We start from the raw sequence: 20,212 nt of genomic DNA on the forward strand, positions 1-20,212 counted from the left end.
CCGGGCTCCGGGCTCCGGGACGTCGGGCCCGGATGTCCGGGGCGCAGGTCAGTTTCTCCCCGCCCGGAATGTGCGCCGGTACACGGTGGGGGACACCCCCAGCGCGGCCTGGAAGTGCTGCCGCAGAGAGGTGGACGTCCCGAAGCCCGCGTCCCGCGCCACCTGGTCGACCGACAGGTCCGTCGATTCCAGCAGGTGCCGGGCCCGTTCCACCCGCTGCCGGGTCAGCCACTGGACGGGGCTGACCCCGACCTCCTCGCGGAACCGGCGGGTGAACGTCCGGACGCTCATCGACTCCTGCCGCGCCAGGTCGCGCAGCAGGATCGGGTGTTCCAGCCGGCCGAGCGCCCAGGTGCGGGCGGTGGCGGTGGTCGCGAACCGGGCCTCCGGAACGGGGCGTTGGATGTACTGGGCCTGACCGCCGTCCCGGTGCGGTGGTACGACCGTGCGGCGGGCGACGTCGTTGGCGACCGCGGTGCCGTGGTCGCGGCGCACGATGTGCAGGCAGAGGTCGATTCCGGCGGCGACCCCGGCGGACGTGAGGACGTCCCCGTCGTCGATGAACAGCACGTCCGGGTCGACCCGGACCTCCGGGAAGAGCTGCTGGAAGTGGTCGGCCGACGACCAGTGCGTGGTGGCCGGCCGCCCGTCCAGGTACCCGGCGGCGGCCAGTACGTAACTGCCGGTGCAGATGGAGACCATCCGGGTGCCGGGCCTGATGTGTGCGAACGCGGCGGCCAGTTCGTGGGTGAGCCTGCCCTCCGTGTACACGGGGCCGAGTTCGTAACTGGCGGGGATCACGACGGTGTCCGCGGTGGCCAGGGTCTCCGGGCCGCGTTCGACGGTGATCGTGAAGTCCGCGTCGGTGCGGACCGGGCCCGGCGGGCGGACGGAGCAGGTCACGACTTCATAGAGTTTGCGGCCCCCGTTGAGCGGCTCGGAACCGAGCGATCGGCCGAAAATCCTTTGAGGGATGCCGAGTTCGAAGGGAAGCAGCCCGTCGAGGGCCAGGACGACGACACGGTGCGGCATGGGCGGACTCCTTTCGACCCTAGCTGGTATAGACCTCCAGCTGATACATGTCACTCCCGTGAAGGAAAAGTCAGTTGAGCAGTCGCGCATTCCCGTCCGGGAGCGCGAGGGCGAGTCGCCCGTTTCGCCCCTTACATCCCTTGTCGATGCCCGGTCGGACGGGTTGTGGAACCGCAACTTCCGGCTGTTCTTCGTCGCTCGCACCGCCGCGCTCTTCGGCGACGGCATGATCCCGGTGGCCCTCACCGCCGGCCTGCTGGGGGCCGGCCGGCCGCATTCCTCGGTGGGGTTCGCGCTGGCCGCCTGGATGGGCCCGCTGGCTCTGTTCGTACTCTTCGGCGGAGTGCTGGCGGACCGTTTCACCCCGCGCCGGATGATGATCCTCGCCGATGCGCTGCGGCTGGTCGGCGCCTCGGTGCTGGCCGTCTCCTTCGCCACCGGCAATCCGCCGCTGTGGGCGGTGTACGCGCTGAGCGCGGTGGCCGGTGTGGGTGCCGCGCTGTTCCAGCCGGGGGTGGCCTCGACGGTGCCCCGGGTCGCTTCCGACGTGCAGCGAGCCAATGCCGTGTTGCGGGTTTCCGAGGCGCTGATGACCATGGCCGGTCCGGCCTTCGCGGGCATGCTCGTCGGACTGGCGAGCGCCGGCGCGGTCTACACGGCGAACGCGTCGACGTTCCTGGTCTCCGGTGTCTGCCTGTTCCTGCTCCGGCTGGCCCCGGCCCCCGCCGACGAGATGCGACGGGGCACCCTCTTCGCGGAACTCGTCGACGGATGGCGGGAGTTCCGGGCCCGCAGTTGGCTGTGGGGGGTGATCGCGATCTGGACGGTGTACGGCTTCGCGGTACTCGGCCCGATGCTGCCGCTCACAGCGGTCGAGGTCACCGAGGCGCACGGCTCCGGGACGTACGGCGTGATGATGGCGGTGAACGGCGCGGGCAGCGTCGTCGGCGGGCTGCTCGCGCTCCGTCTGCGACCGCGTCGCCCGCTCGCCGCCGGAGCCGTCGCGCTGACCGCGGTCTGCGTGAACCTGGTGGTGCTGGGCCTGGGCATGCCGGTGGCCGCACTCGGGGCGGGGCAGTTCGTGGCGGGTGCCGCGTTCGCGTTCTGGCTGGTGATGTGGTCGACCACGGTGCAGACCCATGTGCCGCCGGAGGCCCTGAACCGCCTTCACGCGTACGACGTGGCGGGCTCCCTGCTGATGCTGGCGGCGGGCCGGGCACTCGCGGGCCCGGTCGCGGACCGGGTGGGCACCCCGGAGGTGCTGCTGGCCGGAGCGGTGATCAACATGGTGGTGGTGGCGGTACTGCTGCTGGCCCGGCCGATCCGGCGGCTGGAACGGATCGGGTGAGGCGGGCCGAGGACGCGACGGCACCGTGCGAACAGGAACAGGAGCAGGAGCAGGAGCGGGGCAGGGGCGGAAACGGGAACGGGAACGGGAACGAGGAGCGGCTGAGACGTGACACGGATGACGGCCGCGGGTGCGGCGATGGTGACGGTCGCCGCCGGGCTCGGGGTCAGGGCCGTGGCCGGGGGCGATGTCGCCAAGTACGCGGGAGACGCGCTCTACACCGTGCTGATCTGCGCCCTGGTGTTCCTGGCCGCGCCCCGTGCACGCCCGGCCGTGGCGGCAGGGACGGCGCTGGCGGTGAGCTGGGCGGTCGAGTTCCTGCAACTGACCGATCTGCCCGCGGACCTGTCCCGGCACAGCACGGTGGCGCGACTGGTGCTCGGCTCGACCTTCAACGCCCCCGATCTGTTCTGGTACGCGGTCGGCGCGGGGGCTGCCTGGGCCGTGGCCGCATGGGGGCGGCTCGGACCCCGGGCGCGGTGGTCCGCGCGCCGAACGGATCCGGTCACCGCGCCGCGGTACCGCAGACCTTGACCGCGGCCACTTGCCGGAAGCACCTCGGAGGCCAGCCCGGCCGGGCGGACCCACGGACGGGCTGATCCCGGTCGGGCGGACCGCGGTCGGGCTGATCACCGACGGGCGCCGGTCATTCCTTGGCGCGGGCCCGTTCCTCGGACGCCATGAACTCCAGCACCTGGAACACATGGGCACTGGTCTGCTTCCGGGTGTGACCACTGACGACGAGCGCCGTACCGGCGACGGCCGGGGGCACCGACAACGCGAGGATGAGCATCAGTTCGGGCCATTCACGCTCGCGCCCGCACCGTGACCGGTCGTTCGGGGAGGATCCCGCGACCGGCGACTCGCATTCCAGCGTGTTCCCGTAGTGGTGCACGCTGTACGGGGCGAGCAGCAGATAGCCCACCCAGATCAGCAGCCCGGTCGCGACGGCCAGCAGTCCCAGACCCCAGCCGGTGAGCTTTCCCGCGCGGGCGTCGAATGTCTGGCGGGCCGCCCAGCGCATGAAAGGTCCTCATTCCTCTGTCGCGGATACGACGGACAAGATGACGATCCTATGCATCGGCCCATCCCTGCCCGGCAGTTGTCCACGGACGGAACGAACCGAACGGACGGAACAAGCAAAACGGACGGAACGGACGGAACGGACGGAATCGATGGAACGGACAGGGCGGGGTCGGCGGAACGGGTGGACTCGCGATCGCTCCATGGCCCGATCCCTGCGAACCGTGTCTCTTCGGCCAATGGTCCGCCCGACCCGTCGGCCCCGATGCTGAACGACGTGACCCAGACAACCGAAACCGCTGCTGCCCGGGACGGCGACGGCGGAGCAGTCCGTCCTCGGCCCCGCAGGCCCTCCGGGCGCCGCGTGCACCGCGCGTGGATCGTCGCGGCCGTCACCTTCGTGACGATCATCGGCGGCGCCGCGTTCAACGCGCTCCCCGGCCTCCTCATCGACCCGCTCCACACCGAATTCGGCTGGTCGCGCGGGCAGATCGGCTTCGCCGTCTCCGTCGACATGGCGCTGTACGGGCTCACCGCGCCGTTCGCCGCCGCCCTGATGGACCGCTTCGGCATCCGCAGGGTGGTCGTCGTCGCGCTCGGCGCGGTGGCGGCCGGGGCGCTGGCCAGTGTCTGGATGACGGCCGCCTGGCAGCTGGTGCTCTACTGGGGCCTGCTCGTCGGCCTCGGCACCGGGTCCATGGCGCTGGCGTTCTCCGCCACCGTCACCAACCGCTGGTTCGTCGCCCGTCGTGGCCTGGTCACCGGCGTTCTGACCGCGGCCGGTGCCTCCGGCCAGTTGGTCTTCCTGCCACTGTGTGCCTGGATCGTCGCCGAGCACGGCTGGCGCCCGGCCTCGGTGACGGTGGCGCTCGCCGCCCTGGTCGTCGTCCCGTTCGTCTGGCTCCTGCTGCGCGACCACCCGGCCGACGTGGGTCTCGCCCCGTACGGCGGCACGTACACGGTCAAGCCCGCACCCGCCCGCGGGGCGGCCCGGCGCACCGTGCGGGTACTGCTCGACGCGGCGCGCACCGGTCCGTTCTGGCTGCTGGCCGGTACGTTCGCGATCTGCGGGGCCTCGACCAACGGCCTGATCCGCACCCACTTCGTGCCCTCGGCGCACGACCACGGCATGCCCATCACCGCCGCCGCCTCGCTGCTCGCCGTCATCGGGGTCTTCGACGTCATCGGCACCGTCTTCTCCGGCTGGCTCACCGACCGCTTCGACGCCCGACGGCTGCTCGCCGTCTACTACGCGCTGCGCGGTGTCTCGCTGCTCTTCCTGCCGATGCTGCTGGCGCCCGAAGTGCACCCGCCGATGGTGCTGTTCATCGTCTTCTACGGCTTGGACTGGGTCGCCACCGTCCCGCCCACGCTGGCCCTGTGCCGCGAGCAGTACGGGGACGACAGCGCCATCGTCTTCGGCTGGGTCCTCGCCTCCCACCAGGTGGGTGCGGCCCTTGTCGCCTTCCTGGGCGGGGTGGCGCGGGACGTGTTCGGTTCGTACGACGTCGTCTGGTACGCGTCGGGCGCGCTGTGCGCCACGGCGGCACTGATGGCCCTGGTGATCCGGAGGGTCCGGGAACCGTCGAGCGTGGTCACCGAGGGGCCGGGCTGACGGCCACAGGAGTCGTACGGCGCGGCGCGGTGCGCCTTGCGCCACGACACCATCGGCCGAATACCGTCCGCCGGTACGGGGTCACCCGGTGAGGGGCCCGAACCGCCCGAACCGACCGCGGTGGAACAACAGCGGACCGTCCGCGGTCCCACCCCCGTCCGCATCGGCATCCGTATCCGTATCCGTCGGTTCCACCGCCCCCAGCGCCTCCACCCGCCCGACGACGATCAGGTGGTCGCCCCCGGTGTGGACGGCGTGGACATGGCAGTCGATCCAGGCCGGTACGCCGTCCAGCAGCGGCGACCCGGTCGCAGGGGCGGCCGTGTACATCACCCCCGCGAACTTGTCGGCCCCGCTCACCGCGAAGCCCCGGCACAGCTCCCCCTGGCCCGCGCCGAGGACGTTCACGCAGAAGACCCCGGCGCGGGCGATGCGCGGCCAGGTCGTCGAGGTGCGGGCGACCATGAACGCCACCAGGGGCGGATCCAGCGAGAGCGACGCGAACGACTGGCAGGCGAACCCGGCCGGACCGCCCACGTCGTCGGCCGGGTCGTGCGCGGTGACGATGGTGACCCCGCTGGCGAAATGCCCCAGCACACGCCGGAATTCCGCCGGATCGACGGGCGCCCGCTCGTCGTCGGCGACAGCCCGCAGATCCGGGCGCGGCAACGGATCGACCGGGGCCGGTCCGGCAGCGGTGGCGGCGCCGACGGACCTGAGGTACCGGACGGCGGTGGCGGCCATGCCTGCGTGTCCCATCACCCGTTCATTGAAACTGACGCAACGTCAGATGGGAAGTCGCGGACACGTCTTTCCCGGGGGCGCCCTCGCGCGGGCCGGGTCGGCCGGTGGTTCGGCTTTCGGCGGTGATCACGGACGTGGCCGAGGCCCGCAAGGACCTGGCGCTGACGACGCTGGCGGTGATCACGCATGCAGGCGATCCGGACATCGGTACCGTACTGAAGACGCTGTCGACCGCCTTGCGGGACATGCCGGAAACCATTGCCGACCCCATCGTCGAACTCACCGCACAGGGCCTGGGCAATCGTCCGGCCGCACAACAGTGGAGGAATCTGGTGGCCGTGGATCTTTCGTTCTACACGTCGGCTCTTTCGGAGGAGATCCGGGACGAGGGCCGTACGGAAGGCCGTGAGGAAGGCCGTGCGGAGGGATGTGCGGAAGGCATCGCGAGGAGTGTTCTGCTTCTGCTCGGTCAGGTCGGTGTGGAGGTGCCGGAGGAGGCGAGTGAGCGGATCATGGGCTGTGGCGATGCCGAGACGTTGAGCCGTTGGCTGCTGCGGGTTCCCACGGCCTCGTCCATCGAGGACGTTTTCGCCGGGGAGTAGCACCCCGTCCGCCGGGGGGCGGGCTACCGCCCCCGGTACTTCGGCGCGCGTCGTTCCACGAAGCTCGCCACGCCCTCGTTGGCGTCGTGCGTCGTCATGTTGATCTCCTGGGCCGTGGCCTCGGCCGTGAAGGCCGTCGCCCGGTCGGACTCCAGCGACGCGTTCACGAGCTGTTTGGTGAGGGCGATGGACCGGGTCGGGCCGTCGGCGAGGCGCTCGGCCCAGACGCGCGCCGTCGCAGCCAGCTCCCCGTCCGGCACGACCCGGTTGACCAGGCCCAGACGTTCCGCGTCCGACGCGGGGACGGAGTCCCCGAAGAACATCAGCTCCTTGGCGCGCTGCGGGCCGATCAGGCGCGGCAGCAGGTAGGCGCCGCCGCCGTCCGGCACCAGGCCGCGGCGCACGAACACCTCGATGAACTTCGCCGACTCGGCGGCCAGCACCAGATCGCACGCGAACGCGAGGTGGGCGCCGATGCCGGCCGCCGTGCCGTTGACGGCCGCGATCACCGGCTTCTCGCAGTCCAGAACCGCCGCGATCAGGCGTTGCGCGCCGAGCCGGATCGTACGGGCCACATCCCCCGGTACCCGGTCCCCGGGAGCGCGGGTGCCCGTCGCGGAGGGCCCCGGGGCGGGGGCTCCGCGCAGGTCGGCACCGGCGCAGAACCCGCGGCCGGTGGCGGTGAGGACGACCGCCCGGACCGAGGGGTCGGCGGAGGCTTCGGAGAGGAGTGCGATGACGCGTTCCCGCTGGTCCCAGGTGACGGCGTTCATCGCTTCGGGCCGGTTGAGCGTGATCCAGGAGACGCCGTTGTCAGTGGCGTGGAGTACCAATGAGTTGAGCGGGGCGGTCGAGGGGGTGGCCGTTCCGGTGTGCTCGGCGTGACCGGGGTCATCGGTGTGTCCGGTGTCCCCGGCGCGGTGGGTGCGTCCGATGGCGTTCTCGGTGTTTTCGGCGTACGCGGCGTTCTTGGCGTTCTTGGTGTCTTCGGGGGAGGACGGCATGAGGCAACTCCTTGACGGGTGGTGGTGGCCCGGGGCGGCGGGGCGGCCCCGTCCGGTCCGGTCGGCCCGGTGGATCGGCCCGGACGCGTGGATCCGGCGGATGTGGTGCTGTCGTGCCCCGTCAGCGGCAGACGGCCAGCGCGTCCAGTGCCACGGCGCCCTGTCCGCGCCCCAGCACCATCAACGGGTTGATGTCCAGCTCGGCGAGGTCGTCCCCGAGTTCGAGCGCCATCCGCTGCACCCGCAGTACGACCTCGACGAGCGCGTCCACGTCCGCAGGCGGTCCGCCGCGCACCCCTTCCAGCAGGGCCCGGCCACGCAGTTCGCCGAGCATCGCCCGCGCCTGGTCCTCGCCGAACGGCGGCACCCGTACCGCAGCGTCGTGCAGCACCTCGACGAGCACACCGCCGAGCCCGACCGTCACGGTCGGCCCGAACAGCTCGTCCTGCGTGACGCCGACCATCATCTCGACGCCCCGTTCCACCATCTGGCAGACCAGGATCCCGTCCAGTTCGACATCCTCGTACCGGGCGATGTCGGTCAGCTCGCGGTACGCGTCGCGCACCTGGCTGGCGGAGGTGAGCCCGACCTTGACGAGACCCAGCTCCGTCTTGTGGGCGAGCCTGGCCCCCGATGCCTTCATGACGACCGGGTAGCCGACCAGGCCCGCTGCCCGGACGGCCGCCGCCGCGCTGGTCACCAGCTGTTCGCGCGGCACCCGGATGCCGTACGCCCGCAACAGCTGTTTCGCCGCGTGCTCGCTCAGTTGGTGACCCGTGCGCAGCAGGCCCTGAGCCTTGCGGTACGAGGGCGAGGGCACGCGCGGCGCGTCGTCGAAGGGGGAGCGGTAGCGGGCGGTGAAGCGGTGGTGGTCCAGATACGCCTTCACGGCGGTGATGCAGTTGCGGAAGGTCCGGAAGGTGGCGACGCGGGACGAGCCGAGCAGCGTCGTGCGGTACGCGTCCTCGGTGCCGACGGGCGAGCCCCACACCACGCACACCAGCTTCTCCGTGGCCTCCGCCGCGTCCACGAGGTCCTGGGCGAGCTTGTCGCTCATCGGCGGGAAGGGGCCGGTGATGGGACAGATCAGCACCCCGACGTCGGGATCGGCGAGGATCGCGTCGATGATCTTCCGGCCGCGCCAGTCGCCGACCGGATGGCCGCCGTTGTCGACCGGGTTCGCCACGTTCAGGTAGCCGGGTATCCACGTGTGCAGTTCGCGCTGCTTCTCCTCGGACAGGGTGGGGAGGGACAGGCCGGCGGCCGTCGCCAGGTCCGAGAAATGTGCCCCGGTCCCGCCGGAGATCGAGTACACGACGACGCCGTCGGCCTGCGGCTTCCGGGCCCGGGCCAGCAGGGCCGAGGTGTCCTGGAGCTCGTCCAGCCCGTCCACCCGGATCACGCCGAACTGCCGCATCGCCGCGTCCACCACCTGGTCGGTGCCGGTCAGTTTGCCGGTGTGCGACGCGGCGGTCCTGGCACCCGTCTCCGTACGTCCCACCTTGACCGCCACCACCGGAACCCCGGCCCGCGCGGCCCGGTCCGCCGCCAGGAGGAAGGAGCGCCCGTCCTTGAGCCCCTCCACATAACAGGCGATGGCCCCGACCTCCGGGAGCCGGGAGAAGTACGAGATGAAGTCGGCGGTCTCCAGATCCGCCTCGTTGCCGGTGGGTGCCCAGTGGGAGAGCCGTACGCCCAGCTCCTGAAGGGTGTGGACGGGGCGCCCCTGATGGCCCGACTGGGTGATCAGGGCGATCGCCGGACCGTCCAGATCGTCGCGGAACCGCTCGAAGGCGTTGAGGTTGGTGTTCGGCCCGAGGAGCCGCAGCCCGGACCGCTCGACCGCCGCGGCCAGCCGTACCTGGGCGGCGGCGCCCTTCTCCCCGGTCTCGGCGAACCCGGAGGCGAAGGCTACGGCGAACTTGACCTTGGCCTGCGCGAGTTCCTCGATCACCGGGAGCGGATCGCCGACCAGCAGCACGGCCAGATCGACCTGCTCCGGCAGGTCCGCGACGGACGGGTGACAGGGAAGCCCGAACACGGAGTCCCGGGTGGGGTGGACCGGGTGCAGCCGGGCGCCGACCCGTTCCGCCCAGGCCATCAGCTGCCGGGTGATGCCCGTGTTGGGGCGTCCCTCGGTGTCGGAGGCGCCGACGACGGCCACGGACTCCGGCCGGAAGAACCGGTCCAGATCCGGCACGGGTGCGTGCAGTGGACGGCCGCTGACGTCGAGATCGCCCTCCGTGGTGGCGGTCGTCCTGCTGTGGACGGCGGCGCGCGGCTCCTCGCCGCAGGCCACCACCCTGGCGCGGAGGTCGGTGGTGAAGGTGCCGTGAGTCGATCCAAGCATCGTTCCGCCCGCTCCTGCTCGAAGTCCGTCGGGGGGTGTGCGTGCCGGGCCACTTCAATAGCTGACACTCTGTCAGGTTACTGAACTGACGGCTCGTCAGGAATGGTTGTGCAGTCAACGGATGAAGTGGATGTGCGGTACGGGCTCTGGTCGGCCGTTCGTGCCGTTTGCGTACTTCTCGTCATTCTGGCCGTTAGCGCCGTTCTCGTCGTTTCGGCGGTTCGCGCCGTTCCCGTGAAGGGCGATGGGGCGCTGACACGTACAACCTCTCATTGATCTTGAACGTCCAACCAACGGGCCGGAGTTCCGGTCGCCGTTTGTCGTCAGTGCCATATCTCTGGGGGTATTCAATGAGACCCGACTCCGCCCGGCGTGCCGTACGCTTCGGAGCCCGCGTCGCCGCCGCTGCCGGACTGCTGACCGTCGGACTCGCGGTTCCCGCGTCCGCCGAGGAGCAGACCGACCAGCTCTGGATCAACGCGCAGTCCGAACAGAAGCTGCCGCTCGGCGGTGGCTCCGAAGACGGGCCGCAGAGCCGTTCGCTGGACATCGGACTCTCGCACGACAACGACAACTTCACCGTCACGGACGGCCGTCTCACGGTCGACATCTCCGGTGTCGCCGGAGTGGCCGAGGTGACCTGGCCGGACAACTGTGCCCCGAGCGGGACGACCGCCGTGTGCAGTGTCCCCGTGGTGCCGACGATCGGTGACGACTACGGCCCGCAGGTCCACCTCACGGTGCGGGCCGCGGCGGGCGCCGCGGCCGGGGCGCACGGGCGGATCACCTACACGGCCGTGGCCACCGGCGGGCTCACCGGCGGCCCCGCCGAGAGCATGGAGGCCCCGCTCGACTCGTTCGACACCACGCTCACCGTCGCCGGAGGGCCGGACCTCTCCCTCGGGGACATCGCCCCGGTGAAGGGCGCCCAGCCGGGCAGCACGCACACCGTCCCGTTCACGGTCACCAACAAGGGCGACGAGCGTTCCGAGGGCCTCGCCGCCAGGTTCGTCGCGTCGTACGGGCTCGACCTGCTCACCCGGTACCCCGAGTGCACGTACCGGACGATCGGCGACGACGAGTATGCGCCGATGACGGAGGCGACCTGCGCCTTCGACGAGGTGCTCGAACCGGGTGACACCTTCACCCTGCCCGAGCCGTTGCGGGTGACCCTCGCCTCCCACGCTCTCGCCGAGCGGTTCGACATCAGCGTCGACCCGGGCAACGGGGCGGACGACCTCGCCGGCGAGGACAACTACACCATCGCCGGGTTCAACGCGGTGAACACCGCAGACTTCGAGGCGACCGGTGCCCGCGTCACGGGTGGTGCGGGGGAGACCGTCACCGCCGAACTGGGCTTCCGCAACAACGGTCCCGCCTGGCTCGGGAACCTCGGCTCCGGCGACCCCGTCGCGGTCGTCGACTTCACCGTTCCCCAGGGCGTCACCGCCACCGCCGTACCCGACGCCTGCGAGCCGCGCACCCTGAGCGGCAGTTACTACCCGCACCGGACGGGCGCTCCGCGCTATGCCTGCGAACTGCCGTACTGGACCCTGCCGGACACGACGCGCACCTTCCCGTTCCAACTGCGCATCGACCAGGTGGTTCCCGACGCCACCGGTGACGTCGCGCTCAGGCCGGTCTTCGGCGACGCGCCGTTCTCGTTCGACCCGAACCCCGGGAACAACACCGCCCAGGTCGTGGTGAACGCCACGCCGCAGGCGTAACGGGCGGATTCCGCCGAGCGGGGCGCGGCCGGACGCCACCGGCCGCGCCCCGCGTTCGTGCCCGCACGCGGCCCGATTCGTTCCACTGCCGCACCGGCGGGTGCCGGTCCCGCGGATCAGCGGGTGCGCGCCAGCCTTTTGGCGATCTTGCCGGCGTCCAGGGCCAGTTCGCGGAGCATGCCGCTGATCGGGTTGGTGAAGCCGGTGAAGTACAGGCCGGGGGCCTGTTTGGGGGTGCGGCGGCCGTGCACCACCGGGCGTCCCCGTGCGTCCAGTACGCCGAGGTGGCCGACCAGCCCCTCCAGGGATCTGCGGTAGCCGGTCGCCGCGATCACCGCGTCCGGAGTGATCCGTTCGCCGTCGGCAAGCACCACCGTGTCCCCGTCGAACGATTCGACGGCCGCCACGGGCACGACGTGTCCGGCCCGGACCGCGTCGATCAGCCCCACGTCCTGCACCGGAATGGCGCCCTCCCGGACCCGTGAGTACAGGCCGGTGTCCGGGCGCGGGAGCCCGTGGGCGGTGAGGTCGGGCACGGCCAGCCGGGACATCAGGCGTCCGGCCCGGTCGACGAGCCACACCGGCAGCCTGCGCACCAGGATGCCGGTCGCCTGGGCGGGCCAGCCCGCCGTCGAGCGGCGCACGATGTGCGGCACGGTCCGCACCGCGATCCGTACACGCGACGCCCCGCCCTCCACGAGGTCGGCGGCGATCTCCGCGCCCGTGTTGCCGATGCCGACGACCAGGACGTCCCGGCCCGTGTACGGAGTGGGGTCGCGGTAGTCGGCGGCGTGCACGAGATCGCCGGTGAAGGCGTCGCGTCCGGGCCAGTCGGGGACGTGCGGGGTGTGGTTGAAGCCGGTGGCGACGACGACGGCCCGGCCGGTCAGCATCCGGCCCCCGGTCGCGGCGAGTCGCCAACCGGAACCGTCCGGGGCCCGGTCGACGCGGGAGACCTCGACCCCCGTCACCACTTCCAGCTCATGGTGTTCGGCGTACTTCTCCAGATAGCGCACCACGTCGTCCCGGGCCACCCAGCGCCCGAACCGGCGCGGCATGGCGAGCCCCGGCAGCGCGGACCGGCGCCGGGTCGTGTGCAGGTGCAGCCGGTCGTAGTGGCGGCGCCAGGACGCCCCCACCTGCCCGGACTTCTCCAGGACCACGGCCCGGACGCCCTGTTCGCGCAGGGCCGCGGCGGCGGCCAGGCCGCCCGGGCCGCCGCCGATGACGTACACGGGCCGGTGCTCGGTCAGGCCGGTGGGGACCGGGACGGAGCCGTTCGCGGTGCGTGCGCTGTCGGACATGGTTCGGAGCGTAATCGCGCGATCACTTGATGGGTCTCGGTCAAGACCGGAATCGATTGCGAATTGATCACGACCCCTACCCCTTGTGCGCGGAGCCGTCATCGGGTGAACTGACGTACCGTCAGATTCGGTTGGGTGGGCGGTGGGAGGTCTCGTGCAGACGATCTGGCTCGGTGGCGCCGAGTGGCTGGCCGTACTCCGGGTGGGCCTGGGCCTGTGGTGGCTGGAGAGCTGGCGGCACAAGGACAAGAAGGGCTGGTTCGAGCGCGGTACGGGGATCGCGTGGGCCACCGACGTGGCGGGCAAGCACCGGTGGGGGGTCGTGCGTACCGGATTCCGGCGGATCGTCGCCCCGCGCCCCAGGGCGATGGCCTACCTGGTCGTGTACGCCGAACTCGCTCTCGGGCTCGGCCTGGTCGCCGGATTCCTCACCCCCGTCGCGCTGGTCGGCGGGCTCGTCCTCAACCTGCTCTATCTGGTGCTGATGATCCACGACTGGGCCGAGCAGGGGCAGAACGCGATGATGGCGCTCATCTCGCTCGTGGCGCTGTTCGCGATGTCCTGGCAGACCTGGTCCCTCGACCGCGCGATCGGACTCTTCCTGTGACCACCGCCGCCGCACGTTTCGATCTGCCCGAACCCGATGCGTTCACCCGCCCCTACTGGGACGCGGCCGAGCGGGGAGAACTGCTCCTGCGCCGCTGCCGGGCCTGTGGGCGCGCCCACCACTACCCCCGTGAGTTCTGCCCGCACTGCTGGAGCGACGAGGTCGTCTGGGAACGGGCGAGTGGGGAGGCCACGCTGTACACCTGGTCTGTCGTCCACCGCAACGACCTGCCGCCGTTCGGTACCCGTGTCCCGTACACCGCCGCCGTCGTCGACCTCGCCGAGGGGCCCCGGATGATGACGGAGATCGTGGACTGCGCGGAGCCGGATCTGGTGATCGGCATGCCGCTGCGGGTGGCCTTCCGTCGCGAGCCGGGCCAGGAGACCGTTCCGGTCTTCCGGCCCTGAAGGAGGGACCGCGGGGGGCGGTCGGTCGAGGGGCGGGCCGCGGTCGGTCGGCAGAGGGGCTGGCCGCGGGGCCCGGCCGAGGAGCGGCGGGGCGAGGGGAGCGGGGCGAGGGGAGGCGGGGCGAGGGGAGCGGGGCGAGGGGAGGCGGGGCGAGGGGAGGCGGGGCGAGGCTGTGCCTCAGCGATCCGTTTCGGTCTTGCGCAGCTTCCGGCGTTCGAGGAAGTTGGGGTGGCGGACGGTCACGCCCCCCATGCCGCACGATCCGGTCAGCCGGAGTACCGGAGTGCCGGGGATTCTCTCGTCCGTGGTCCTGTTCCTGAAGCCGCCGAGACCGAGGGACAGGTCGTCGGCCTGCACCGTCCAGCCCTGCGGCACGACGATCTTCACACCGGCCATCTCCCCGTACACGTCCAGTTCGATCTCGCGCAGCCGGCACTCGGCGCGGCTGAAGTCGATCCGGACGCCACCGGCACCGGCGTGGGCGCGTATCTGCGGCGGCACCTTCCAGCGTCCCGTTCGGCTCGCGCCGTGCATGCCGCCCTTGAGGACCAGGGGCTCACCCGGGGCCACCACGACGGGAATCAGGTCCTCGGTGAGGGGGGCCAGCTCGGCACAGGTCTTGGCGGACAGGGCGAGTCCGAGCCGGGTGTCCAGTTCGTCGAGGTCGATGCGCCCCTCGGCAGCCGCCTCCCGCAACTGCTCGACCACCGCCTCACGATCGGCATCGGAAGCGCGCAGAGGCTTGGCGGGACGCGAGGGCTCGGCAGTCATGGCAGCGATGATACGGACGGGCGCGGGAACCGGTCCCGGGCCGTCGCGACGGCCCGGGACCGTACGAGGTGCGGCCCGCGGTCCCGGAGCCTGTCGGGTGACCTCTGACCGGGCGAAGGCCACCCGGCAGGCCCTCACAGACCCGGCGCCCCCCACACCGGGAACCACCGCGCCAGGTCCTTCTCCATCCGGAGGTCGTCCCCCAGCACTGCCCTGACCTGCAGCTCAAGCTGGTTGTCGCGCTTCTCCGAGCCTCCGGGTACCGGGGCGAACGGGTAGAACGTGCCGCGCTTGTAGAGGTAGACGAGGGCCAGTGGGCGGCGGTCACGGGGGTCCCGGAAGCCGATCAGCGAGCAGAGCAGCTGCGGCCCGAAGCCGCCGTCCTGGAGCAGCGTGTTGACCGCGTGAAGGTCGTTGACCAGGGATGCCACGTCGTCGGGCGACTGACGGGCGAGCAGCCACGTGTAGCCGTAGGTGTCCTGGCTGAACTCCACCGGGATGCCGCCGCGCTCGGTGTCGGCGTCGAGGAGTTCGCGGACGTCCTGCTGGATGCGGGCGAAGGTGCCGCCCTCGACGCCGGCGAAACAGACCGAGCCGAGCCCGGTGGGCTCGAATCCGGCACCCGCCTGGAGGGTGAGCGCGGCGGACGGGACGGCGAAGAGCTGGTCGAGGTCGGGGCGGACCGGTTTGCTGCGGCCCAGGATGACGTCGAGGAGGCCCATGCGCGTTCCTTCCAGTGGGATTCCCGGGGCGGATTTCTCACGGGCGGGCGAGTTCGGCGGAGATGCGGGCGAGCTGGTCCAGGCGCTTTTCGAGCGTCGGGTGGGAGGAGAGCAGCCGGCTCAGGCTCTCCTTGGAGGAGAACGCGGGAACGAAGTAGAAGGCGTTGTACGGCTCGGCCTTGCGCAGGTCCTCGGTCGGGATGCGGGCCATCTGGCCGCTCACCTTGGTGAGGGCGGAGGCGAGCGCCGAGGGGCGGCCGGTCAGCAGGGCGGCGGCGCGGTCGGCGGAGAGCTCGCGGTAGCGCGAGAGCAGCCGGGTGAGCAGGAAGCTCAGTACGTACACGGCGGCACTGATCAGCGGGATCAGCATGATGGCGATGCCGATGGGGTCGTTGCTCCGGCTGTTGCGGGAGATGCCGCCCCACAGGGCGACGCGGGTGATGATGCCGGCCAGTACGCCGAGGAACGAGGCGATCGTCATGACCGCCACATCGCGATGGGCGACGTGTGACATCTCGTGCGCCAGCACACCCTCCAGTTCCGGGGGATCCAGTCTGCGCAGGAGTCCGGTGGTGGCGCAGACCAGGGCGGTCTTCTCGCTGCGGCCGGTCGCGAAGGCGTTCGGCACGTCGCTCTGGGCGATGGCCACGCGGGGCTTCGGCATGTCGGCCAGGGCGCAGATCCGGTCGATGGCGCCGTGCAACTCGGGCGCCTCCTGGGGAGTGACTTCGCGGGCCCCCATGCTGAACGCCGCGATCCGGTCACTGAACCAGAACTGCGCGATGAACATGCCACCGACGAGAATCAGAATGATCGGCCAGGCGCCGCGCAGCACGGCGAGCAGCACGCCGACCAGCACCACGTACAGCAGACCGATCAGGAACATGGTGCCGACCATGCGCGTGGTCAGGCCGCTGTCCGGGGCATAACGGGAACGGGTCCGGCTCATCGTCGCCTCCAGTCGCCCTATCGCCTTCCATATTGCCCCTTTCGCCCTGAAAACGCCGATAGGGCTGAATGGGGAGGGAGGGGAGGGCGGAAGGGGCGGGGACGGTGGGGGAGGAGCGTTCGGCGTGCTCGTTCGGCGTGCGCGTTCGGTCCGGCAGCGGGAGAGTGGCCGACGGAGGGAGAGTGGCCGACGGGAGGGAGAATGGGACGAGGGGGTCCGAAGGTTGCCGGAGGATATTTGGCCGAACATCACCTGGACCATTTAGGTGCCTGAGGCATCTAGTGGGCAGAGATCGGTAGGACTCCTTCCTTGCTTGCGAGGCCCGCCATGGCAGACGCCGAGACCATTCCATTTCCGCAGAACCGCACCTGCCCCTACCACCCCCCGACGGGATACCTGGACGCGCGCCGCGCAGCGCAGCAGCCGGTGGTGCCCGCCCGGCTCTTCGACGGACGCAGGGTCTGGCTGGTGACGGGGCTCGCCGAGGCGCGTTCGCTCCTGGTGGACCCCAGACTGTCGTCCGACCGCGAGAATCCCGCGTTCCCGTTCTTCGTCGAGCGGCTGGCCAGGTCGAGCGTGCGGCGCGTCGAACTGCTCGGCGTGGACGATCCGGAGCACAACACCCAGCGCCGGATGCTGATCCCGAGCTTCACCGTCAAGCGGACGGCGGCCCTTCGGCCGCAGATCCAGCAGACCGTGGACGGGCTCCTCGACCGGATGATCGAGCAGGGGCCTCCGGCCGAGCTGGTCGGCTCCTTCGCGCTGCCGGTGCCCTCCATGGTCATCTGCGCTCTTCTCGGGGTGCCCTACGCCGACCACGACTTCTTCGAGGGGCAGTCGCGCAAGCTGCTCCGGGGCCCCACGACCACCGATGTCGAGGATGCGCGGGAGGCTCTCGACGCCTACTTCCTCGAACTGATCGAGCAGAAGCGCGCCACCCCCGGTGAGGGGCTGCTCGACGAGTTGATCGCCGGGCAGCTGGAGACCGGGGCCGTGGACCGCGACCAGCTCGTGCGGCTCGCCGAGATCCTGCTCGTCGCCGGGCACGAGACGACGGCGAACATGATCTCGCTCGGCACGTTCACGCTGCTCCAGTACCCCGACCAGCTCGCCCGGATGAGGGAGTCGGAGGACCTGATGCCCTCCGCGGTCGAGGAACTGCTGCGTTTCCTCTCCATCGCGGACGGAATCTCGCGGGTGGCGGTTCAGGACATCGAAGTGGGCGGGGTGACCATTCGGGCGGGGGACGGGGTCGTCCTGTCCACGTCGGCGAGCAACCGCGACGACGCCGTCTACACCGCACCGGACGAACTGGACCTCGGCCGGAACGCGCGCAGCCACGTCGCCTTCGGATTCGGGATCCACCAGTGCCTGGGGCAGAACCTGGCACGGGCCGAGATGGAGATCGCGCTGCGCACCCTGTGCCGACGGCTTCCGGAGCTGCGGCTGGCGGTGCCCGCCGACGAGGTGCCGTTCAAACCGGGCGACACCATTCAGGGGCTGCTGGAACTGCCCGTCACCTGGTGAACGGGCCCGGATCGGAAAGGTCTGCCGAGATGCGGATCAGTATCGACATCGACAAGAACCGGTGCATCGGTGCCGGCCAGTGCGCACTCACCGCGCCGAAGGTGTTCACCCAGGACGACGACGGGTTCAGCGAGCTGCTGCCCGACTACGAGGCCGCCGCCGACGGGCCCACGGTGAAGGAGGCCGCCCGCGTCTGCCCGGTCCAGGCGATCACCGTCACCTGACCGCGGCCGGCCGCCCGACCGTCCGGTCGCCTGACCGCGGCCGGTGGCCCGTTCGGGTCCGGTGGTCCGTCCGGGGCCGGGCGTTCGTCCCGGTCCGGGCGGACCCCGGTCATCCGGTCGGACCCACGCACCCGGCCCGCATCCGGGCCCGGTTCAGGGTTTCCGCGACCGGGCCGGATGCGCGGGCCCTCACGGCCGCGGCCGGAACCGCGGCCGGGGCCGCACGTCCGGTCAGGGCCAGAGCAGTTCCCGTCCCCAGGAACCGGCTCGTCCGGTGTACCGCAGCCGTACGTGCCGACGCCCCGCGTCCCCCTGGAAGAACTCGACCTCCCGCGGCTCGACCACGTACCGCGTCCAGCTCGGGACGTCCGCCTGCGGCTCCGCCCGTGCCCGCTCCCAGGCCGTCTCCGAGGCGCGCCCCAGTTCCTCGTAGGAGTCGAGCACCTCGCTCTGCCGTCCGACCAGCGCCGAGGCCAGTGCCCCGGTCGAGCGGGCGTGCAGGTCGGCCCGGCTCTCGGCGGCGGAGCAGACGAGGACCGGCCCCCGCATACGCACCTGCCGTCCCTGGGCCGGCCAGTAGAAACCGAGCGCGGCATGCGGGTGCGCGGCGAGCTGGCAGCCCTTCGCGCTGGTGCGGTGCGTGGCGAAGTGCCAGCCACGGGTGTCCGCGTCGTGGAGCATCACCGTCCGCACGTCGGGGCGGCCGTCGGCGTCGACGGTGGCCAGTGACATGGTGTGCGGCTCGGTCTGCCCGGCGGCCACGGCCTCGGCGAACCAGGCGTGGAAGAGGGGGAGCGGGGCGTCGGGGGCGGTGGCCGGGTCGAAGGCGGGCAGGTCGATGTCCCAGACCCGCCGGGTGTGAAGCAGGTCCAGGAAGTTCTGCCGCGTGCCCGTCTCCGCCGGGGCGACCGCGCCATCGGGCATGCCGGGGGGCGTCTTCGCGTCACTCATGCCTCCATTGCAGCGCATCGCCGTGCGGGGGACGCCCGGGGACCGGAACCGGCCTGCGTGCCAGGACGTGGCCGCCCGGCCGGAGGCCGGCCGACGGGCTCTCAGCCCCGCCCCAGCACCACCGTCCCCGACGAACAGAACCAGCCGCCCGTCCCCGATGCCACCGCCAGCTCCGGCAGCCCGCCGCCCGGCCTGCGCACCTGGCGCGCACCGGCCTCACCGCGCAACTGCCGTACCGCCTCCACCAGCAGGAACAGTCCGCGCATTCCGGGGTGGCAGGCGGACAGCCCGCCGCCGTCCGTGTTGACCGGAAGCTCGCCCCCCAGCCCGGTCCGGCCCTTCTCCACGAAGGCGCCGCCCTCGCCCTTCGCGCAGAAGCCCAGGTCCTCCAGGGTCACCAGCGTCATGTACGTGAACGCGTCGTAGATCTCGGCGAGGTCGATGTCCGAGGGCCGCACCCCGGCCCGCTCGAACGCCAGCCGGCCCGAGACCGCGGCCGGGGAAACCGTGAAGTCGTCCCATTCGGACATGCTGGAGTGCGAGACGTGTTCGCCGGTGCCGAGCACCCACACCGGCGCCTTCGCCGTGTCCGGTACGCGGTCCTCGGCGGCCAGCAGCACCGCACAGCCGCCGTCGCTGCGGATGCAGCAGTGCAGTTTGGTGAACGGATCCGCGATCATCGGTCCCGAGAGCACGTCGTCCGCGGTGATCGGGTCACGGAACATCGCGTCCGGGTTGGCCGCGGCGTTCGCCCTGGCCCGGACCGCGATCTCGGCGAGCTGCTCCAGCGTCGTCCCGTACTCGTGCATGTGGCGACGGGCCGCCATCGCGTACTTGGAGATCAGGGAGTGCCCGTACGGCACCTCGAACTGGAGCGGTCCGCGCGCCCCGAAGGAGAGATTGGACGTCCGGCGGCCCGCCCGGATGTCCGCACGGGCCGTCGACCCGTACACCAGCAGTACGGCATCGGCGTGACCGGCCGCGATGGCGTCCGCCGCGTGGGCCGCCATCACCTCCCAGGTCGAGCCGCCGACCGCGGTGGAGTCCATCCAGGTCGGTTTCAGCCCCAGGTACTCGGCGATCTCGACCGGGGCGAGCGTGCCGAGCCCGGCCGAGGCGAAACCGTTGACGACGGACCGGTCGAGGCCCGAATCGGCGAGTGCCCGGCGGGCGGCCTGGGCGTGCAGCGCGTACGGCGTGGAGTCGTCGACGCGTCCGCAGTCGGCGAGGGATATGCCGACGACAGCGACCTTGCGGTGGGAAGAGGGCATGAATCTGACGGTACATCAGATTCATGCCGGGCGG

General features: G+C 71.4%; 20 protein-coding genes. 9 read left to right on the top strand and 11 right to left on the bottom strand.

Going from position 1 to position 20,212, the window contains the following annotated elements:
• Positions 1 to 48: 48 nt before the first annotated feature.
• Complete coding sequence (locus ACF1CT_RS27810) at positions 49 to 1,032, bottom strand: GlxA family transcriptional regulator (RefSeq protein ID WP_391786707.1); 984 nt, start codon at positions 1,030 to 1,032, stop codon at positions 49 to 51.
• Between the two features lie 58 nt (positions 1,033 to 1,090).
• On the opposite strand from ACF1CT_RS27810, the gene ACF1CT_RS27815 reads away from it, so the two are divergent.
• Together ACF1CT_RS27815 and ACF1CT_RS27820 are read left to right on the top strand one after the other, a co-directional pair.
• A complete protein-coding gene (locus ACF1CT_RS27815) occupies positions 1,091 to 2,380 on the top strand; it encodes an MFS transporter (protein WP_391786708.1) in 1,290 nt (429 codons plus the stop codon).
• Between the two features lie 117 nt (positions 2,381 to 2,497).
• A complete protein-coding gene (locus tag ACF1CT_RS27820) occupies positions 2,498 to 2,914 on the top strand; it encodes a DUF2809 domain-containing protein (protein ID WP_391786756.1) in 417 nt (138 codons plus the stop codon).
• A gap of 112 nt (positions 2,915 to 3,026) precedes the next feature.
• On the opposite strand, the gene ACF1CT_RS27825 is transcribed toward ACF1CT_RS27820, so the two are convergent.
• Complete coding sequence (locus tag ACF1CT_RS27825; protein ID WP_391786709.1) at positions 3,027 to 3,404, bottom strand: hypothetical protein; 378 nt, start codon at positions 3,402 to 3,404, stop codon at positions 3,027 to 3,029.
• Positions 3,405 to 3,668: 264 nt separating this feature from the next.
• Here ACF1CT_RS27825 and ACF1CT_RS27830 point away from each other — a divergent pair, with 264 nt between their 5' ends.
• Positions 3,669 to 5,018: an MFS transporter gene (locus tag ACF1CT_RS27830; RefSeq protein ID WP_391786710.1), complete on the top strand. Its 1,350-nt coding sequence runs from the start codon at positions 3,669 to 3,671 to the stop codon at positions 5,016 to 5,018.
• A gap of 81 nt (positions 5,019 to 5,099) precedes the next feature.
• On the opposite strand, the gene ACF1CT_RS27835 is transcribed toward ACF1CT_RS27830, so the two are convergent.
• Complete coding sequence (locus ACF1CT_RS27835) at positions 5,100 to 5,762, bottom strand: flavin reductase family protein (protein WP_391786757.1); 663 nt, start codon at positions 5,760 to 5,762, stop codon at positions 5,100 to 5,102.
• Between the two features lie 122 nt (positions 5,763 to 5,884).
• Between ACF1CT_RS27835 and ACF1CT_RS27840 the strand changes: the two genes are divergently transcribed.
• On the top strand, positions 5,885 to 6,364 hold the full coding sequence (locus ACF1CT_RS27840) for a hypothetical protein (protein WP_391786711.1): 480 nt from the start codon (positions 5,885 to 5,887) through the stop codon (positions 6,362 to 6,364).
• Positions 6,365 to 6,387: 23 nt separating this feature from the next.
• On the opposite strand, the gene ACF1CT_RS27845 is transcribed toward ACF1CT_RS27840, so the two are convergent.
• The gene (locus ACF1CT_RS27845) at positions 6,388 to 7,368 is read right to left on the bottom strand and encodes an enoyl-CoA hydratase/isomerase family protein (RefSeq protein WP_391786712.1); all 981 of its coding nucleotides are present in this window, start codon (positions 7,366 to 7,368) and stop codon (positions 6,388 to 6,390) included.
• A gap of 121 nt (positions 7,369 to 7,489) precedes the next feature.
• Complete coding sequence (locus ACF1CT_RS27850) at positions 7,490 to 9,718, bottom strand: acetate--CoA ligase family protein (RefSeq protein ID WP_391786713.1); 2,229 nt, start codon at positions 9,716 to 9,718, stop codon at positions 7,490 to 7,492.
• 350 nt (positions 9,719 to 10,068) lie between these two features.
• Between ACF1CT_RS27850 and ACF1CT_RS27855 the strand changes: the two genes are divergently transcribed.
• A complete protein-coding gene (locus ACF1CT_RS27855; protein ID WP_391786714.1) occupies positions 10,069 to 11,445 on the top strand; it encodes a hypothetical protein in 1,377 nt (458 codons plus the stop codon).
• A gap of 116 nt (positions 11,446 to 11,561) precedes the next feature.
• On the opposite strand, the gene ACF1CT_RS27860 is transcribed toward ACF1CT_RS27855, so the two are convergent.
• Positions 11,562 to 12,749, bottom strand: a complete 1,188-nt coding sequence (locus ACF1CT_RS27860; protein WP_391786715.1) for a flavin-containing monooxygenase — start codon at positions 12,747 to 12,749, stop codon at positions 11,562 to 11,564.
• Positions 12,750 to 12,903: 154 nt separating this feature from the next.
• Here ACF1CT_RS27860 and ACF1CT_RS27865 point away from each other — a divergent pair, with 154 nt between their 5' ends.
• Positions 12,904 to 13,356 (top strand): DoxX family protein, encoded by a 453-nt coding sequence (locus tag ACF1CT_RS27865; protein WP_391786716.1) that lies wholly within the window; start codon positions 12,904 to 12,906, stop codon positions 13,354 to 13,356.
• On the top strand, positions 13,353 to 13,763 hold the full coding sequence (locus ACF1CT_RS27870; protein WP_391786717.1) for a Zn-ribbon domain-containing OB-fold protein: 411 nt from the start codon (positions 13,353 to 13,355) through the stop codon (positions 13,761 to 13,763). Before ACF1CT_RS27865 ends, ACF1CT_RS27870 begins: the two co-directional genes overlap by 4 nt.
• 177 nt (positions 13,764 to 13,940) lie before the next feature.
• Here ACF1CT_RS27870 and ACF1CT_RS27875 read toward each other — a convergent pair whose 3' ends face one another.
• The 3 genes from ACF1CT_RS27875 to htpX all read right to left on the bottom strand — a co-directional run bounded on the left by ACF1CT_RS27875 (position 13,941) and on the right by htpX (position 16,205).
• Entirely contained in the window at positions 13,941 to 14,534 is a 594-nt protein-coding gene (locus ACF1CT_RS27875; RefSeq protein WP_391786718.1) for a DUF1707 domain-containing protein, read from the bottom strand.
• A 134-nt stretch (positions 14,535 to 14,668) separates the two neighbouring features.
• Positions 14,669 to 15,256, bottom strand: coding sequence for a hypothetical protein (locus tag ACF1CT_RS27880; RefSeq protein WP_391786719.1), 588 nt, complete (start codon positions 15,254 to 15,256; stop codon positions 14,669 to 14,671).
• A 37-nt stretch (positions 15,257 to 15,293) separates the two neighbouring features.
• A complete protein-coding gene (gene htpX / locus ACF1CT_RS27885; RefSeq protein ID WP_391786720.1) occupies positions 15,294 to 16,205 on the bottom strand; it encodes a zinc metalloprotease HtpX in 912 nt (303 codons plus the stop codon).
• Between the two features lie 327 nt (positions 16,206 to 16,532).
• On the opposite strand from htpX, the gene ACF1CT_RS27890 reads away from it, so the two are divergent.
• Entirely contained in the window at positions 16,533 to 17,732 is a 1,200-nt protein-coding gene (locus ACF1CT_RS27890) for a cytochrome P450 (protein WP_391786721.1), read from the top strand.
• A 29-nt stretch (positions 17,733 to 17,761) separates the two neighbouring features.
• Entirely contained in the window at positions 17,762 to 17,956 is a 195-nt protein-coding gene (locus tag ACF1CT_RS27895; RefSeq protein ID WP_391786722.1) for a ferredoxin, read from the top strand.
• 231 nt (positions 17,957 to 18,187) lie between these two features.
• On the opposite strand, the gene ACF1CT_RS27900 is transcribed toward ACF1CT_RS27895, so the two are convergent.
• Positions 18,188 to 18,880, bottom strand: coding sequence for a pyridoxal 5'-phosphate synthase (locus ACF1CT_RS27900; protein ID WP_391786758.1), 693 nt, complete (start codon positions 18,878 to 18,880; stop codon positions 18,188 to 18,190).
• A gap of 128 nt (positions 18,881 to 19,008) precedes the next feature.
• A complete protein-coding gene (locus ACF1CT_RS27905; protein ID WP_391786723.1) occupies positions 19,009 to 20,178 on the bottom strand; it encodes an acetyl-CoA acetyltransferase in 1,170 nt (389 codons plus the stop codon).
• Positions 20,179 to 20,212 lie beyond the last annotated feature (34 nt).

The organism is Streptomyces sp. NPDC014734 (assembly GCF_043083325.1).
Classification (GTDB): Bacteria; Actinomycetota; Actinomycetes; order Streptomycetales; family Streptomycetaceae; genus Streptomyces.

Coding starts and splice junctions, on each gene's coding strand:
- ACF1CT_RS27825 (WP_391786709.1), bottom strand. CDS start 3,404: ATGCGCTGGGCGGCCCGCCAGACATTCGACGCCCGCGCGGGAAAGCTC.
- ACF1CT_RS27830 (WP_391786710.1), top strand. CDS start 3,669: ATGCTGAACGACGTGACCCAGACAACCGAAACCGCTGCTGCCCGGGAC.
- ACF1CT_RS27895 (WP_391786722.1), top strand. CDS start 17,762: ATGCGGATCAGTATCGACATCGACAAGAACCGGTGCATCGGTGCCGGC.
- htpX (WP_391786720.1), bottom strand. CDS start 16,205: ATGAGCCGGACCCGTTCCCGTTATGCCCCGGACAGCGGCCTGACCACG.
- ACF1CT_RS27880 (WP_391786719.1), bottom strand. CDS start 15,256: ATGGGCCTCCTCGACGTCATCCTGGGCCGCAGCAAACCGGTCCGCCCC.
- ACF1CT_RS27820 (WP_391786756.1), top strand. CDS start 2,498: ATGACGGCCGCGGGTGCGGCGATGGTGACGGTCGCCGCCGGGCTCGGG.
- ACF1CT_RS27905 (WP_391786723.1), bottom strand. CDS start 20,178: ATGCCCTCTTCCCACCGCAAGGTCGCTGTCGTCGGCATATCCCTCGCC.
- ACF1CT_RS27860 (WP_391786715.1), bottom strand. CDS start 12,749: ATGTCCGACAGCGCACGCACCGCGAACGGCTCCGTCCCGGTCCCCACC.
- ACF1CT_RS27810 (WP_391786707.1), bottom strand. CDS start 1,032: ATGCCGCACCGTGTCGTCGTCCTGGCCCTCGACGGGCTGCTTCCCTTC.
- ACF1CT_RS27855 (WP_391786714.1), top strand. CDS start 10,069: ATGAGACCCGACTCCGCCCGGCGTGCCGTACGCTTCGGAGCCCGCGTC.
- ACF1CT_RS27875 (WP_391786718.1), bottom strand. CDS start 14,534: ATGACTGCCGAGCCCTCGCGTCCCGCCAAGCCTCTGCGCGCTTCCGAT.
- ACF1CT_RS27835 (WP_391786757.1), bottom strand. CDS start 5,762: ATGGCCGCCACCGCCGTCCGGTACCTCAGGTCCGTCGGCGCCGCCACC.
- ACF1CT_RS27850 (WP_391786713.1), bottom strand. CDS start 9,718: ATGCTTGGATCGACTCACGGCACCTTCACCACCGACCTCCGCGCCAGG.
- ACF1CT_RS27900 (WP_391786758.1), bottom strand. CDS start 18,880: ATGCCCGATGGCGCGGTCGCCCCGGCGGAGACGGGCACGCGGCAGAAC.
- ACF1CT_RS27890 (WP_391786721.1), top strand. CDS start 16,533: ATGGCAGACGCCGAGACCATTCCATTTCCGCAGAACCGCACCTGCCCC.
- ACF1CT_RS27845 (WP_391786712.1), bottom strand. CDS start 7,368: ATGCCGTCCTCCCCCGAAGACACCAAGAACGCCAAGAACGCCGCGTAC.